The sequence below is a fragment of the Rossellomorea aquimaris genome, assembly GCF_000935355.1.
Lineage (GTDB): Bacteria > Bacillota > Bacilli > Bacillales > Bacillaceae_B > Rossellomorea > Rossellomorea aquimaris_B.
This window is the reverse complement of the sequence record NZ_JXZC01000003.1, coordinates 361,186-375,100: the sequence shown is the minus strand read 5'-3', so window position 1 is coordinate 375,100 and position 13,915 is coordinate 361,186. Positions and strand designations below refer to the sequence as shown.

At 44.5% G+C, this 13,915-nt stretch carries 18 protein-coding genes; 2 read left to right on the top strand and 16 right to left on the bottom strand.

Annotated elements, in window-relative coordinates:
• Nucleotides 1–30: 30 nt before the first annotated feature.
• From TV75_RS11450 to TV75_RS21185, 4 genes are all read right to left on the bottom strand, one after another.
• A complete protein-coding gene (locus TV75_RS11450) occupies nt 31–1,347 on the bottom strand; it encodes an opine metallophore biosynthesis dehydrogenase (RefSeq protein ID WP_044338857.1) in 1,317 nt (438 codons plus the stop codon).
• Nucleotides 1,344–2,150: an rRNA methyltransferase gene (locus tag TV75_RS11445; RefSeq protein ID WP_052504536.1), complete on the bottom strand. Its 807-nt coding sequence runs from the start codon at nt 2,148–2,150 to the stop codon at nt 1,344–1,346. Before TV75_RS11445 ends, TV75_RS11450 begins: the two co-directional genes overlap by 4 nt.
• The gene (locus TV75_RS11440; protein ID WP_044338856.1) at nt 2,150–2,998 is read right to left on the bottom strand and encodes a diaminopimelate epimerase; all 849 of its coding nucleotides are present in this window, start codon (nt 2,996–2,998) and stop codon (nt 2,150–2,152) included. The genes TV75_RS11445 and TV75_RS11440 overlap by 1 nt, the downstream gene beginning before the upstream one ends.
• Before the next feature lie 286 nt (nt 2,999–3,284).
• Nucleotides 3,285–3,956, bottom strand: coding sequence for a RibD family protein (locus TV75_RS21185; RefSeq protein ID WP_052504535.1), 672 nt, complete (start codon nt 3,954–3,956; stop codon nt 3,285–3,287).
• A 164-nt stretch (nt 3,957–4,120) separates the two neighbouring features.
• Between TV75_RS21185 and TV75_RS11430 the strand changes: the two genes are divergently transcribed.
• On the top strand, nt 4,121–4,345 hold the full coding sequence (locus TV75_RS11430; RefSeq protein ID WP_044338855.1) for an IDEAL domain-containing protein: 225 nt from the start codon (nt 4,121–4,123) through the stop codon (nt 4,343–4,345).
• Between the two features lie 141 nt (nt 4,346–4,486).
• On the opposite strand, the gene TV75_RS11425 is transcribed toward TV75_RS11430, so the two are convergent.
• Both TV75_RS11425 and TV75_RS11420 read right to left on the bottom strand, forming a co-directional pair.
• Nucleotides 4,487–5,506, bottom strand: a complete 1,020-nt coding sequence (locus tag TV75_RS11425; protein WP_044338854.1) for a C45 family autoproteolytic acyltransferase/hydolase — start codon at nt 5,504–5,506, stop codon at nt 4,487–4,489.
• 311 nt (nt 5,507–5,817) lie between these two features.
• Nucleotides 5,818–6,756 (bottom strand): ring-cleaving dioxygenase, encoded by a 939-nt coding sequence (locus tag TV75_RS11420; RefSeq protein ID WP_044338853.1) that lies wholly within the window; start codon nt 6,754–6,756, stop codon nt 5,818–5,820.
• Between the two features lie 278 nt (nt 6,757–7,034).
• On the opposite strand from TV75_RS11420, the gene TV75_RS11415 reads away from it, so the two are divergent.
• Nucleotides 7,035–7,268, top strand: coding sequence for a DUF2651 family protein (locus TV75_RS11415; protein WP_253275523.1), 234 nt, complete (start codon nt 7,035–7,037; stop codon nt 7,266–7,268).
• A gap of 83 nt (nt 7,269–7,351) precedes the next feature.
• Here the strand turns inward: TV75_RS11415 and TV75_RS11410 are convergent, their stop codons facing one another.
• The 10 genes from TV75_RS11410 to TV75_RS11365 form a co-directional block, all read right to left on the bottom strand.
• Complete coding sequence (locus TV75_RS11410; RefSeq protein WP_044338852.1) at nt 7,352–7,684, bottom strand: IDEAL domain-containing protein; 333 nt, start codon at nt 7,682–7,684, stop codon at nt 7,352–7,354.
• A gap of 60 nt (nt 7,685–7,744) precedes the next feature.
• Entirely contained in the window at nt 7,745–8,161 is a 417-nt protein-coding gene (locus TV75_RS11405) for an RrF2 family transcriptional regulator (RefSeq protein ID WP_044338851.1), read from the bottom strand.
• 74 nt (nt 8,162–8,235) lie between these two features.
• On the bottom strand, nt 8,236–8,631 hold the full coding sequence (spxA, locus tag TV75_RS11400) for a transcriptional regulator SpxA (protein ID WP_044338850.1): 396 nt from the start codon (nt 8,629–8,631) through the stop codon (nt 8,236–8,238).
• A 179-nt stretch (nt 8,632–8,810) separates the two neighbouring features.
• On the bottom strand, nt 8,811–9,590 hold the full coding sequence (locus TV75_RS11395; RefSeq protein WP_172655712.1) for an ABC transporter permease: 780 nt from the start codon (nt 9,588–9,590) through the stop codon (nt 8,811–8,813).
• Nucleotides 9,580–10,548: an ATP-binding cassette domain-containing protein gene (locus tag TV75_RS11390; RefSeq protein ID WP_052504533.1), complete on the bottom strand. Its 969-nt coding sequence runs from the start codon at nt 10,546–10,548 to the stop codon at nt 9,580–9,582. Before TV75_RS11390 ends, TV75_RS11395 begins: the two co-directional genes overlap by 11 nt.
• A gap of 270 nt (nt 10,549–10,818) precedes the next feature.
• Nucleotides 10,819–11,613 carry a DUF817 domain-containing protein gene (locus TV75_RS11385; protein ID WP_044338848.1) on the bottom strand — a complete coding sequence of 265 codons (795 nt, stop codon included), beginning with the start codon at nt 11,611–11,613 and terminating at the stop codon, nt 10,819–10,821.
• A 31-nt stretch (nt 11,614–11,644) separates the two neighbouring features.
• Nucleotides 11,645–11,869: a helix-turn-helix domain-containing protein gene (locus TV75_RS11380; RefSeq protein ID WP_044338847.1), complete on the bottom strand. Its 225-nt coding sequence runs from the start codon at nt 11,867–11,869 to the stop codon at nt 11,645–11,647.
• A 9-nt stretch (nt 11,870–11,878) separates the two neighbouring features.
• A complete protein-coding gene (locus tag TV75_RS11375) occupies nt 11,879–12,358 on the bottom strand; it encodes a DUF2975 domain-containing protein (protein WP_044338846.1) in 480 nt (159 codons plus the stop codon).
• A 358-nt stretch (nt 12,359–12,716) separates the two neighbouring features.
• Nucleotides 12,717–13,559, bottom strand: coding sequence for an alpha/beta fold hydrolase (locus tag TV75_RS11370; protein WP_052504532.1), 843 nt, complete (start codon nt 13,557–13,559; stop codon nt 12,717–12,719).
• A 13-nt stretch (nt 13,560–13,572) separates the two neighbouring features.
• Nucleotides 13,573–13,857, bottom strand: coding sequence for a DUF3784 domain-containing protein (locus tag TV75_RS11365; protein ID WP_044338844.1), 285 nt, complete (start codon nt 13,855–13,857; stop codon nt 13,573–13,575).
• Nucleotides 13,858–13,915: the final 58 nt, after the last annotated feature.

Genomic DNA, 13,915 nt, shown 5'->3' with positions numbered 1-13,915 from the left:
CTTTTATATTCTTTTTATAAAACAAAATCATTACGATTTAAATTCTGTAACCAACTCTTTTCCCATCTCACTAGTGATCCTCTTTAGATCCTCTTCGAAACTTCGAATGGAAAAGGCTTCGGAAAGCTTTTGATCATGATGGACTCCCGCGACTTCGGTCAGCTTGTTTTCATAGATCCCGATCAGCTTGTCAATGGTGGGGCTAGGTACTTCCAGGAATCGTGCAATTCCCTGGATGATCTTGATCCGGTAATAATCTTCCTTAGGCATTCTCGGGATATCCAGCTCGCCCCCTGCGTTCCTGTACATCTTCCTGATTGGAACGGCCGAGAAATCGAAATACCTTCCTGCCTCGTCAGGAGTAGAAAAGGGATCGATCAAAAGTGAGGTATAGCGTACGTAAAGCAAATACTCCTGGTGGATTCTATCCAGCTGTTCAAACCCTTCGATGTCACTCCTTGATAAGCTTTCCAATCTTACTGGATAGGTATCGTCCGTCATGAATCGAAGTAAGTTGAGTGGCTTGATATTCACTCTTTTAAGGATTTCCATCATTTCCTGCCATTGGGCGAGCATATCCCGGACCAGATGCTGGGTGATCGGTCCTTCGGGATACAGCTTATACACATATTTCATGGAAGGTCCCTCGTCGAATATCTCCCGCAGTGTCACATCATTCATAAAGAGCGGTGGATGTACATAGAGGGAAATATTACGTGTTTCTGCTTCTAATGGGGATTCAGTCTGCACTAACTCTATCCCGAGCTCCTGCCCTAACGAAATCAGGTTTTGAATCGTCTTCGATTGACGATGGGTCGATCCGATATAGAGCTTCTTCTTCACCGCCGTCGTAATGATATGGTGAGAAGGGTGCATCTCCATCCACCTCGTATCTCCTAAATAAGTAGAGAAGCTGATGATTTCCGCCTCTGGTTGAACGTCAGCCAGATCATGCTTCACAAGACTATTGGATCCGAAAGTCGGTGAAACCAATACGATCGACCGCACGCCTTTGAATACTTCTCTCGGAATAGTGTGGAGCACGTCCAGATACGCGTCTGTAGTGACGGCCAATACGACGATATCCCACTCTCCCCTTATCGTGTCGAGACCGCGGTACACATGATCAATCAGGCATTCACCTTGTAATCTCTCATTCTTCTGATTTTGAACAGACACCCGAATCTGATTTCCATTCATCTCTAATGATTGGAAAAATGATTCCGACCGGACGGAATTCCTCCCTGCGAGCCCCACCTCGCATCCCAGGTGATTCTTTACGATCATACAAAGCTGCACCGTAGCGGGTCCCGTGCCTATGACCAACACCCGTTTATCCTTTTTCATCGTTTCCCCTCCTGACTTGAAGCGGGGCGAATTTTTTCATAAAGTAAGATATCAAATATTTGCTGGGGACGCAGACTGTTTTCTGCTATTCTCCACTTCTCCTTATCTACTTCACGGGAAGGAAAGTTGAAGAGGGATTTCAGTCCATCCCCGTACCTCATCGACACAACGACCTCTTCATTGGTCAACTCATATAACTGATCCATGATGTCATACTTCACTTCAACCGTCGAACTGAAGATGATATGGGTCACTTCCTTGAGATCTCTGAGCTGTTCCACAAACGAAAGTTCCAGTGCAATATTTAAATCCCTGCCTAACCGATTCACAACCTGCCTTCCCAGGGTGACCGCCTCTTCGTCAATGTCGATTCCGATCACCTTTGCGCCAGTGCGTCCCGCAATAAGGAGCGGTGTCATCGGAAAAGAACCAGAGCCGACAAGGAGTACAGTTGATTCCCCTGTCACCTGAAACTGCCCGAACTCCTCTTCAATGCTTGATTCAATGTTTCGAAAGTAGTCTGCTATCTCTTCTTCACCCCTCAACAGCTTCCGGGCCCGGTGCTTCTCCATCTTGGCCACGGATAGGGCGGATAGATTTCTTAACTGATCTACCAGGTGCGGATCCGCTACCTGATCCCACCTCTTTATGTACTCTTCATTAAGAATGAATTGTGAATACTCGTTGATTAATTCCTCTAACGCCACAGCCTCCTCTTCCATAAGGCTACTCTCTTGAATGGCATCATCAAATCGTTCCAAATAGATCTTCAGATCCGCTTCAAAGGTCTTACTCGCCTTCATCATATAACCTCCTCTATCATGTGTATAAATGCTTTCCCTTCGGCCACAATACCTACAGTGCCTTCAATCCTGACCGAGTTAATGGACCCTGCATCCCAATCTGCGGTTACATGCATTTCCCCTCCAGGCTGTTTAACCTGCAGCGAGATGCAGCGCCTTTGCTTCCATGCGAGATAAGCACCCAATGATCCGGTCCCCGATCCGCATCCCCGTTCCCACATCATGCTGTTCACATCCGGTACATGGATGAGGGGGGCAAGTTCGTGTGTTTCAGGATCATAGAGTAAAACACCAACCAGATTGGCCTCATAGGAGGAGTTGATCAATCGTGCCAGAGTTTCTGCCGATCGGCGTAATGAAGAGTCCAACTGTCCCGCTTCCAATACAGCGTGAACCGCCTCCTGATAATAGATCATCGTAATGGGAAGTTCCTCTCCATCCACCACCCACATTTGCATCTTGATCCTTGCGGGTATAGGCATTGTCATGCTGCATCGGTACAGGCCCATCTCATTCTTCACATCACACCGGACCAACTCGTCGGTGCCCGAGACTTCCATCAGAATGGTTGTCCAACAACCGAGGGGCAGCGCCTTTCCCGAAGCAATGAAGGCAGCCAACGACATGCAGGCATTCCCACAGAATTCTCCCCCTGCCATCTGCAGGCTGGAATCCGCAGCAGAATTCTTTGACTCTTCAATGAACCCTACCTGTTCAGCATATAAACTGTCATATGCCATAAGCTTTGACGCAATCCGATGATATTCTTCCTTGAGGTGTTTGGTCTTTACAAGTACTGTCATATTCTCCGTCGGGTTGAATTTAATAAAATCGATCTCCTGCATCATTTCGATCCCTCTGTTTCTTTTGTTGAAAAGATTTCAAGTGTGATCGGACTTTCACTTGAACAATACGTAATCATTACGATTTACCGACCAAAAATAAAGAGTTTAAACGTAATGATTTCGATTTACCTTTATTATCCTATTGTTTTTTTCTATCTCTGTCAATTGTATTTCTGATAATCAGCACAATTAGGAAAAAGGATCTAGCCCTTGAGCATCCTGTAACAGTGGGCCTCCTTCCAAAAGAATCTCGCCCTCACTAAAATGAGGGCAAGACTGAATCAATCTACTATTTCACCTTATAATGAAGCCAGACAGAACCCTCACCGACAGCCTTCATCGTTTTCAATTCCAATCGGGCCGCACCTCCCAAATCGGTTAAATCCGGGGAATCGAAAATGGAAGGTGTGGCCGTTCCACCTATCGCTAAAGGGGCAATCACCAGGCTCACTTCATCAATCAAACCCTGTCTTAAAAACGCTCCGTTGATCCCACCGCCTCCACTAAGCCCCAATCGCCTGAAGCCTGAATCATAGAGTTTATGTAACGCGAGAGGCAGATCGATGTAATCACCTCTACCCGCTTGCAGGTAGGAAATTCGCTTACTTTCTAATTGTTCGATATAATCACCCGAAACATCCTCCCTTGTGACGACCAATAAGCCTTCAGTCTGAGACCAGTCAATGCGTCCCTTTCCATCAAACACAATATATGCCTTTGATTTTCCGGGCTCATAAATCGATTTCTCCAGTTCAACCCAATCGTTTCCCCACACAATCAGACTCTCACTTCCTGATACCAACCCATCACAATCCAATTCATCATACAGCCGATGCGTGACGTCATTCGCCTCCCCGTCTATCCCTGCCGCTGTCCATTCCATTACATTTCGGTTCGGAGCAGTGGTGATCTTTCCATCAATAGATGAAAAGACATTCAATATGATTTCTGGCTTATTCAAAATGAAATCCCCCTTTTACGTTCTATCTATCATGGTAAAAGAAACGGAAAAAGAATGTCAGTGTTTTTACATTTTCAAAACAAATTTAACTTTTTTGTTTAAAATGTTTGAATATTGAGATAATGGTTAGTATAATAAAAAAAAGGTCAAGGAGTTGATTTTTCATGAAGAAGTATTTGCTAAATTCACCACAGTCCGAGGTACTAGGCATAGACTCTCTTTTTGCAGAAATGATTTTGGACAAGGCGCTGCTAACATTCCGGAAAGAGCAACTCGAACAGAAAATCGACCAATCATTACGTGATCGAAACAAAGAAGAATTCCTGCGGTTGACGGAGGAGTTAAATCAAATTCGAAAAGATCACGAGGAAAAGGATGTAACCGTATAAAAGATTTTCAGGATATAAATAAGCCGATGGATTTCTATGAATAATGAGGACAATGCTCTTGCTGACCTGGCAGGGGCATTGTTTTTTTCGAGTAACCTGAAAGAAAATGGAGTATCACAGTTTATTACTGCCCCCTCTTATCTATCCTTCAACAATAAATCCACTTAAACACTCTTCCCTGATGTCTTCTCCCTTTACCCAATCCTTTAAGTTTATATCCAGTATCTGACTGCTCCGGGCAATGGTCGTGAGGATCCTTGAATGTTGATAGGAGTACGAAAAAGTATGGAGGGTTCCGAATAAGCTTTCATAATCAGTGAAAAAGATAGGTGACTCTACACTTTTAAAATGGCGGAACATGTCATGATGGGTAAGGCTTTTATCCACTAACCGAAGAAGATGTTCATTACGCTGGACCGAACCTTCAATGGAGTCCCGATTTTTACTTTTAAGCCGGTCATCCTGAAAATGATTCACGCATGATAGGGCTGAGTCTCCATACCTGACAATCACTTTCTCAGAGCTCGCTTCGACTTCTGCCATATTTCCTTTTCGATCACCAAGGGAAAAGTTATAACAGGCAGAGTGAGGGATTTCCTTCAGCATGGCGACGGCCTCATCAACGTTAGAGTAACGATCCAGTACCATCCGAATAGCGGTCCAGGGAGAAACTCCTTTCCCGTACCCATCATGACTGACAAAGTGCAATCCTGCAACAAGCCCTTTCTCGTTCACTCCATCGTGCCTCCCCAGAACTTGAAGATTGTACCCGGCTGTAGCAAAGGTTTCATCTGCTTGTATCAAACTGAATATCCCATCATATAGAGCGGGAGAAAAATCATAATTCCTCACATAATATTCGTTAGTAAGAAGTGTGGAACACCCCATTTCCTCAGTCTTTGGGACATCATATCCACTAAACAAAGCTGCTGCCCTGTCCGGCGAAATCCCTAATCCTTGTGCCAGCCCCTCTAATTCTTCAAGCAAATGCGGGGCAAATGTGGAATAGATCGACTTCATGCTATAAAGATCAATCTCCTCCTTGGTGACCGATTCAAAGATTTTCAAGATGGGAGTATTACAGACATTTTCACCCGTTTTTAAGCCAATCTGAAAAGAGCTTCCTCTTGCCTGAACTATACTTACATTGAAGCTAGGCATATTCATTTCCCCCTTTTTAATGTCGTTCCTTTTAACAGGATTACGGTCTTATCTTAATCGTTCTGATAACTTTACACCTGTCATTTTGTGCTTTGTTTTGACACCTAAAGCATAAATCATCAAATAAAGGGAATATTTTATCCAAAATGAAATAAGCAGAGGACACTCGGAATTAAGTGAACGAACTTTCCGCGACTCGAACGTCTGGTCTTTAGAGAATTAAAATAGTTAGGAGTCATTCCGAACGGTAGGATTTATTATACAAAAGGACGGTTTGCTTATAGGCAAGCAAACCGTCCTTTTCATTCAAATCAATCCAGATCCCTGACCTCAATCGGAATCAACTTACGTTCAATCTGCTCCCGATGAGCCTCGTATCTCTCCGGAAGCATCAAGCTTTCCCCCATTGTGTCAGGTGATTCATCATGTGCAAATCCAGGGGGATCCGTTGCGATTTCAAACAGGATTTCACCGTGCTCCCGGAAATAGATGGCTTTAAAATATTGGCGGTCCTGTACCGGTGTGACGCGGTATCCATTGTCGGCCACGACCTTCTGCCATTCCAGCTGGTCTTTGTCATCGACTGCACGCCAGGCAATGTGATGAACGGTGCCGACGCCTGCCTGACCGCGGCCGATCGGAGTTAATTTCAGGTCTATGATGTTCCCGATGTCAGCAGGTGAGCGGAAGCGTTTGAAATCTCCTTCTTCCCCGACGAGTTCGAGCCCCATGACGTTTTCCAGCAGATCCGCCGTATGATCCGGTTGAGCCGATAAGAGAGTCGCACCACCGAAACCTTTGATGGCAACTTCAGGCGTCACTCCTCCGTGCGCCCATGTATTGGCATCTCCCTCTTCCCGTTCCACGATTTCCAGGTGAAGTCCGTGTGGATCATCGAATTCTAAATACTCTTCACCGAATCGTTCCATTTTTGTAAACGGAACCTTGAACGTTTCAAGTCGCTTTTCCCAGAAGCCCATTGCGCCTTTTGGAACGACATAGGATGTCACTCCCACCTGCCCGTCCCCGATCTTCCCTTGATAAGCTCCAGCCCATGGGAAGAATGTGATGATCGTACCTGGCTTACCGCCTTCATTCCCGAAATATAGATGATAGGTACCCGGATCGTCGAAATTGACGGTTTGCTTAACCATTCGCAGTCCAAGGACACCGGAATAAAAATCCACGTTTTCCTGCGGATGCCCGACGATGGCCGTGATATGATGGATCCCCATTGTTTGTTTGTTCATTCTATTCACTCTCCTATTATAGGTAATGTTATCGAAAGTGTGGATTCGTATCCTTCACTATTATCTTGAATTCGAGATATATACCTAAAAAAATAAATCCTTATTTAAAATATCTTGAATATGAGATAATTATATATCGTATGTTTGTTGAAGTCAACTTGTTTTCACTTTGGTTAGTAATGTCTTCGATACATACATTGCTTCAAAATAACCAATTGATAAATATATCCTTTTTGTGTAAAATTACACTAAAAGGATGGTGGTTCTCTTTGGATATTGTGCTCATGATTTTAGTTGGATTTCCGGTCATTTCTATAATCGTCGGTATGGTTGGTTATTTCCTCTTTAAAAACATCTTCGTCTCACCACTGGTTGTCTTCCTAGCGACGCTTGTTGCCACGTTTACGGTATTCAATGATTCGTTCCTGGTATGGGTTTTGGTGTATACCTGTTTAGCCTTCCTTGCTGGATTTGCAGTGAAAATCTCCAAAGAAAAAAAGGGGGCATTATAGAGGTAGATCGACAACCGAAGTGACACCCCCATACACCGAAAAAAAGCTGAAGAATCCCTCTCTTCAGCTTTACTTCACATTATTCATTTCACACCTTCGGCAAGTTCCCGCATGGAGTTCAATTTAGCAGTGAGCTCCAGGAACCACTCTTCATCTCCTGTTTCCAAGGCAAGGTCAATGAGGAACTGTATCTGCTCCTTATTTTTGACATTTGCATCAGGGATTTTATTTACCTGTCTGTTTAACAGGGGAATGCTTTTTCCTTCAATGGTCTTATTGTCGCTGGTCACGATTTTCGCTTTTACGGCTCCCCCTTGGGTATCAAGGTTCTCTATATAGCCGATGACCAATTCACCAGTCAGCAATTTCCCTTTGACCCAATCTCCAATTTTTAATATAGAATGCTGGTTTGACATACCTCTTCACCTTCTTAACTGTAATATTATTTGTTACATTTAATGTAAAAAGAAAGCCTTCTATGCTTTCTCTTGATTGATCATCTCGATGATATCTTTGATGGTGTAATCCTTTAAGTAATCACCCAGTTGTTCTTCTGCCCCAAGAAAAATCTGAAAAAGGACGTTTTTCATGTTCGCCCCTACAAGACACTTTTCGTTGGAAGCCGTGCATTTTGGCTGTAGTGCGCCTTCTGATGTGATTTTATAAATATCCCATAAATGGATATCGCTCAGTTCCCTGGCAAAGATGAATCCGCCACCCGTTCCTTCTTTGGACGCGATGAATCCCTTCTTCTTCAACAGACTAAGGACTTTGCGGATCCGGACTGGATGGACGCCGGCACTTTCTGAGATGGCGTCGCTTGTGGACATGCGGTCCGTCTGCAGTGCCAGGTACGTTAAACTGTGGATGGCTAAGGTAAAGTCACTATTCATGGCCTGCCTCCTTCACGGATGTTACTGTAATGGTAACTTTTACAGTTTAGACTGTCAAGAATACGGTTTTTCGTTTAATTGGCAAGCCTTTGCAGTTCATTGTATGAGAATGTACGCACTTTCCTTGGCAGAAAGCTACGGATTTCTTCATCGTTATAACCAACCTGCAATCTCTTCTCATCTAGCATGATGGGTCTCTTCAGCATTTGCGGATTCTCCCTGATTAATGTATATAAATCCTGGAGCGGCAATGAATCAATGTCTACCTTTAATTCCTTGTACGCCTTTGATTGAGTTGAGATGATGTCCTCTGTTCCATTTTCCGTCAGGCGAAGAATGGCTTTGATCTCGTCAGGTGTCAACGGTTCCGTCAACATGTTGCGTTCGACATATTCGATAGAATGCTCCTCAAACCATGCCCTTGCTTTGCGGCAGGACGTACAGCTTGGTGTCAGAAATAGATTGACCATTTGTTTACACACTCCTTCTTAATTGTAATAAAAAAAGTAACAGTTTCTATATAAAAAATATACTCGTTGTTTTTCGTGTACACTGTAATAATATTATTTACAGTTAAGATTGTCAACTGTATTTTTAACAAAAAAAAAAAAAACGAATCCTTCCACATCTAGAAGGATTCTACATCAGACTATTTTCTCGAAACTGCCCCTTTGGCGGAAAAGGCAGCAAATGTGATCGTAATGGCGCAGACGATGACAATGGCAATTACACCCTGCATCAAATCCCAGAACACCCAACCGTCAATAAGGGCCGTACGCATGCTTTCAAACACATAGGTGGTAGGATTGATCGTGGCTGCGATCTTTAACCACTGTGCTTCGATCAATTCATAGGGAACGAACGTCGTGCTTAAGAAGATAAGCGGGAAAAAGATGAACGTCCCCGCCTGAGCTGCCTGGGCATTTCTCGTCCGCAAGGCAATCCCCACAGAATATCCTGCAAAAGCAAGGCCCCAGCCGATTGCGATCAACAGAACGAACAGAATACCGGCAAACCCGGTCTTGACGTTCAGCCCCAGTAAAAAGGCCATCCCGATGATAAGTAGCGTCTGAACGAGCAGTTGGAGCATCCCGGCAATAATCGGCCCTAAGACGATGGCCAGGCGCGATGCCGGTGTGAGAAGCAATCTTGAGAAAAATCCGGTCTCAATATCCTTCACAATGCTCTGCCCTGCTCCTCCGGCTCCACCGATGGCAGCAGAAACAATCGAAACGGGAAGGATGAAGGCGAGGTAGTCGGCCCCTTCAAAAGTCGGCAGCTCGGAAATCCCGCTCAGTCCACCTTCATACACAAGCAGGAAGAAAGCAGAAATGATTAAGTTAGGAATGAAGGAAAACGGGTTTCGGATGGTGGTTTTGATATTGCGGATGGTCATCAGCCACGTATCCTTGAGTACATTATTCCCCACTGCTCTTCACCCCTTTCTTCGTCTCAGTTGTCAGTTTCAAGAAAATATCATCCAAGGTAGGGGAAGACAATTGAATATCGATGATCCCGATGTTTTCAGTGTCCAGGATGCGGACGACCTCAAGCAGCTGCCTTGTCCCTTCCTCTACATATACGAGGATCTTTTCTTGTTGAGCCAGGACATCGACACCTTCCATTTGTGTGCGGATCAAATCCACACTGTGATCGATCGCTTCACGGTCTTTCAGCGTAAGGGTGATCAGGTCCTGACCGATCTGTGCCTTCAATTCCTTCGGAGACCCCATGGCCACGATTTCGCCTTTATTGATGATTCCGATCCGATCCGCCAGGGAATCCGCTTCTTCCAAATATTGCGTTGTGAGAAAAATCGTCGTTCCCTTTTCCTTATTCAGCCTGCGAAGCTCCTTCCAGATCGCTGCCCGGCTCGACGGGTCGAGTCCCGTCGTCGGTTCGTCCAGGAAAAGGATATTCGGTTCGTTGACGAGGGTAAGGGCCAGATCCAGCCTTCTCCTCATGCCCCCTGAATAACCTCCGATCCTCCGCTCGGATGCTTCTGACAAATCAACGATCTCAAGCAGTTCCTGAGCCCTCCTTTTCCCTTCTTCCTTCCCGAATCCGAATATGTACGCCTGAAGTTCCACCATCTCACGCCCTGTCAGATCCGGATCGACCCCCGTTTCCTGAAGGGCGACTCCAATATGGCGGCGAACATGCTCCGGCTCCCGGATTACATCGTAACCTGCCACTTCCACTCTTCCAGATGAAGCATTGATGAGCGTCGTCAGAATCTGTACCGTCGTCGATTTCCCCGCTCCGTTGGGTCCTAAGAAGGCGAAAAACTCGCCCTCATCGACTTGGAATGTGATGCCTTTTACCGCCTGGACGTTTCCTTTTTTAAACGCTTTGGTCAAATTCTCAACCTCGATCTTGCCATTCATGGGCATCCCCTCCATTCTATCTATTTCTATTCGAGGAGGGGTTGGGATTATCCTTTAATAGGTGCGTTTGGTTGTGGTGAATGGATGGAGAAGAAGTGTGGGGATCTTTAGGTTTCTTCTATCTGCTCCTTCCTTTTCAGGTTGAAACCAGAATGGGGCACGTTCCCCGGCTCTTTTCCCCTTAGGAAAATGCGAAACCAAGGTGCCTGTCCCTGTGGGAACTCAAATAAAAATGATCAGTAGCCCGTGAACTACTGATCAACTTTGTTGCTATTTTAAATAGTAACCGGTTCCTGCACTGACAGAACTCTTTCCTTTCACCTGCTTCAACGTCGCCACAATCAAAAAGCTCACAATCACCAGTAAGAGCCATGAGCTTACCTTTCCCAGATGAACGATACTCCAGGCATCGGTCTGGTTCGGGTATTCCCAGGCGCCAAAGAAGGTGGCGATGTTTTCAGCGATCCATATGAAAAATCCAATGAGTACAAATGAAAGGGCGAGGGGCATGCGGTAACGGATTCCACCCACCTCGTATGTGACCCATGATTTCCAAAAGACGAACATGACAAGCCCTGATAACCACCAGCGGATATCGACCCAATAATGATGGGTGAAAAAGTTCAAATAAATCGCAGCTGCCAGGGGGACAACGACCGAGAACGGCGGCCACTGAATCAGTTCAACCCCCAGCCTCCTCCACGCCTGGCAAAGATAACTCGCCACACTTGCGTACATGAATCCGCTGTATAATGGCACTCCGAACACTTTTGAATATCCTTCCCCGGGATACGACCAGGAGCCCATATGGACTTTGAACAATTCAAGTGCCAGACCAATCAGGTGGAACAAGGTGATTACTTTCAGTTCATCCCTTGTTTCAAGTCCCGATCTCACCATCCCCCACTGCATGAGCAGGCAGATGAAGAGAAGCCAGTCATACCTTGGCAGAAAAGGAAGCGGTAGGATCTGTGTAAGTGCCAGTGAGGAAAAAATAACGACGGGAAAAAGACATGACAAGGCCTGCTCCCAACCAAATCGAACGAGCTGTTTCAGTGCTCTCATCATGCGTGCCTCCTGCCTTTTTTCAAATGACTTATTGCTCTTGATTGTCTTCATCTCTTTGGTATTCCAAAATATCTCCCGGCTGACATTCCAAAGCCTTACAAATCGCCTCTAACGTTGAGAACCGCACCGCCTTTGCCTTTCCATTTTTCAAGATCGAAAGGTTTGCCATCGTGATTCCGACCTTTTCCGAAAGCTCTGTTACACTCATTTTCCTTTTAGCCAGCATCACATCAATATTGATAATTATCGTCATATTTTCACCTCAGACCGTTAAATCATTTTCAGATTTGATATCGATGGCATTTTTCAACAGCTTCTGAAGGACAGCCGCAAAGACCGCAATCACCGCTGCGCCGAAAATAAAGATCATCCCGATCAATATGATACCAGGGGCGTCATCAACCTCCGCCAGAATGTAAAAGAGCGGCATCGCTGCCACGTAGAAAAGACTGATGGCAATGGCACATTTCTTTATCGTCTTTAAGGCTTTTACGGATAATTCCGAGAACGCATTGTTCTTGTCGATAAAGCTTAAAAGTTTAAAGGCTTGAAACAATGCGATGAAAAACGGTATAGCGGATATATACATAACGACCAGAATGCCATATACCACATACGCAAGCTTCGAATCACTTTCTGCTACATCCATGGCTAACCAGGGTAACCCCAAAACGCACAAAGCAACTATGGGAGCCCCGATAAGAAAAACAGCAATCTTTAAGAAGAGTGTTTCCCGTTTCATAAAAAGCACCTCGCTTATTTATTATTGATTTTAATCTACCACTCCATTTATTGATTATCAATAAATATTTATTTATTTTTAATAATATTTTTATGGTTATCGATAGACAACTATTCATTTGAGACAAAATATAAAGCAATCCCCTCATTACAAGAAAGCTCTAATAAAGCCTGCATTGATCTCATTCTTGCTTAGTTTTTAAAGCTTTCAATATAAGTAAGTAAAAATCTCCTCGTTCCCTCTGTCGCATTCTTTCCATAAAAAAGAAGCTTACCAAGTCTCCGATAAGCCCCATTAATCATCCCCTATTATTAATCAAGAATGATTATGTATATTGTTCACAACACTACCCGAAAGATTATATCCATCGGCTCTCCACCTTTCCTCCACTCATAAACGATCGGGTCAATGCCAGCATCTCTTCAGGTTGTTCCAAGATGGTCCAATGCCCGCTTTCTTTGACTTCCACAAGTTCTGCGCTTTTCAAATATGGAAGGACATTTTCCTGTATATAGGCTGGGGGAAGAATATCAAATGCTCCCTGAGCGATCAAAATAGGTAACGATTCGATTTGAGACAGAAGTGGGAATAGGTTGTAATTTTGTTCAATATCTCTGCCTATGTTATGAAGGGCCTCTTTGTTGAAGGGGATCTCTTTTTTGTTTTTCAATGTCTCGACTGAATATACATAGTAAGGGTCGATCAGATTGTCGAGCCTCCGGGAGACATCCACTCCGAAAATGGATGATAAAGAGAAATAACCGAGCAGCATTTTTTTATAGGGACCCAACTTTTGAAGGAAGACTTTTTTAAACGTTACATAGTCTTTCGAGGATAAACCGATGGCGGCTGTCAGGATGATTTTATGGATATGGGATGGATACTTTGCTGCATAAGACAAAGCCAGGATACTCCCCCACGATTCGCCGAACAGGGTCACTTTTTCCAGGTTAAGGGCCTTTCTTATTCCTTCAAGAGTGTGGATTTCCTCTTCTATAGAATAGGTATCGCCCCCTGACTTACCGCATCCTGTTTGATCATAGAGAATCATCTGATAGTCTTCAGCTAGAGGATCCATGTTGGGCAGAAAGTAGTCAAGGCTCCCGCCTGGACCGCCGTGGAGAAAAATGATTGGATCCCCTTCCCCTTTCACACAAACATAAATCGATTTCCCATTAATCGTAATATGCTTTCCTTTCATCTTCACACACCCTTCATTTGAGGAGCTTTCTATTAATCAAAACATACACAACGGTAAGTAACGTCAACATGACTATGATGAAAATGATCCCCTCATGGGCATAATCGAACAGACTGTTACCGATTCCAAGCAACCCCAAGGGAAGAAAGAATAGTAGTCCCGTTATCGTGCCTAACAACGACTTATCTTTAATCATCTTTTCATTAAAGCCGGCCAGCAGCCACGTTTGTTTCTTCACACCGACGAGATACGAAATCAGTAACAGAGCGAATCCAATAATGAGTAATCCGTAATCCATCTCGACTCCTCCTTCATGGGAATAAATCGTCTTTCTTACATGTACGGATTTACGGAGA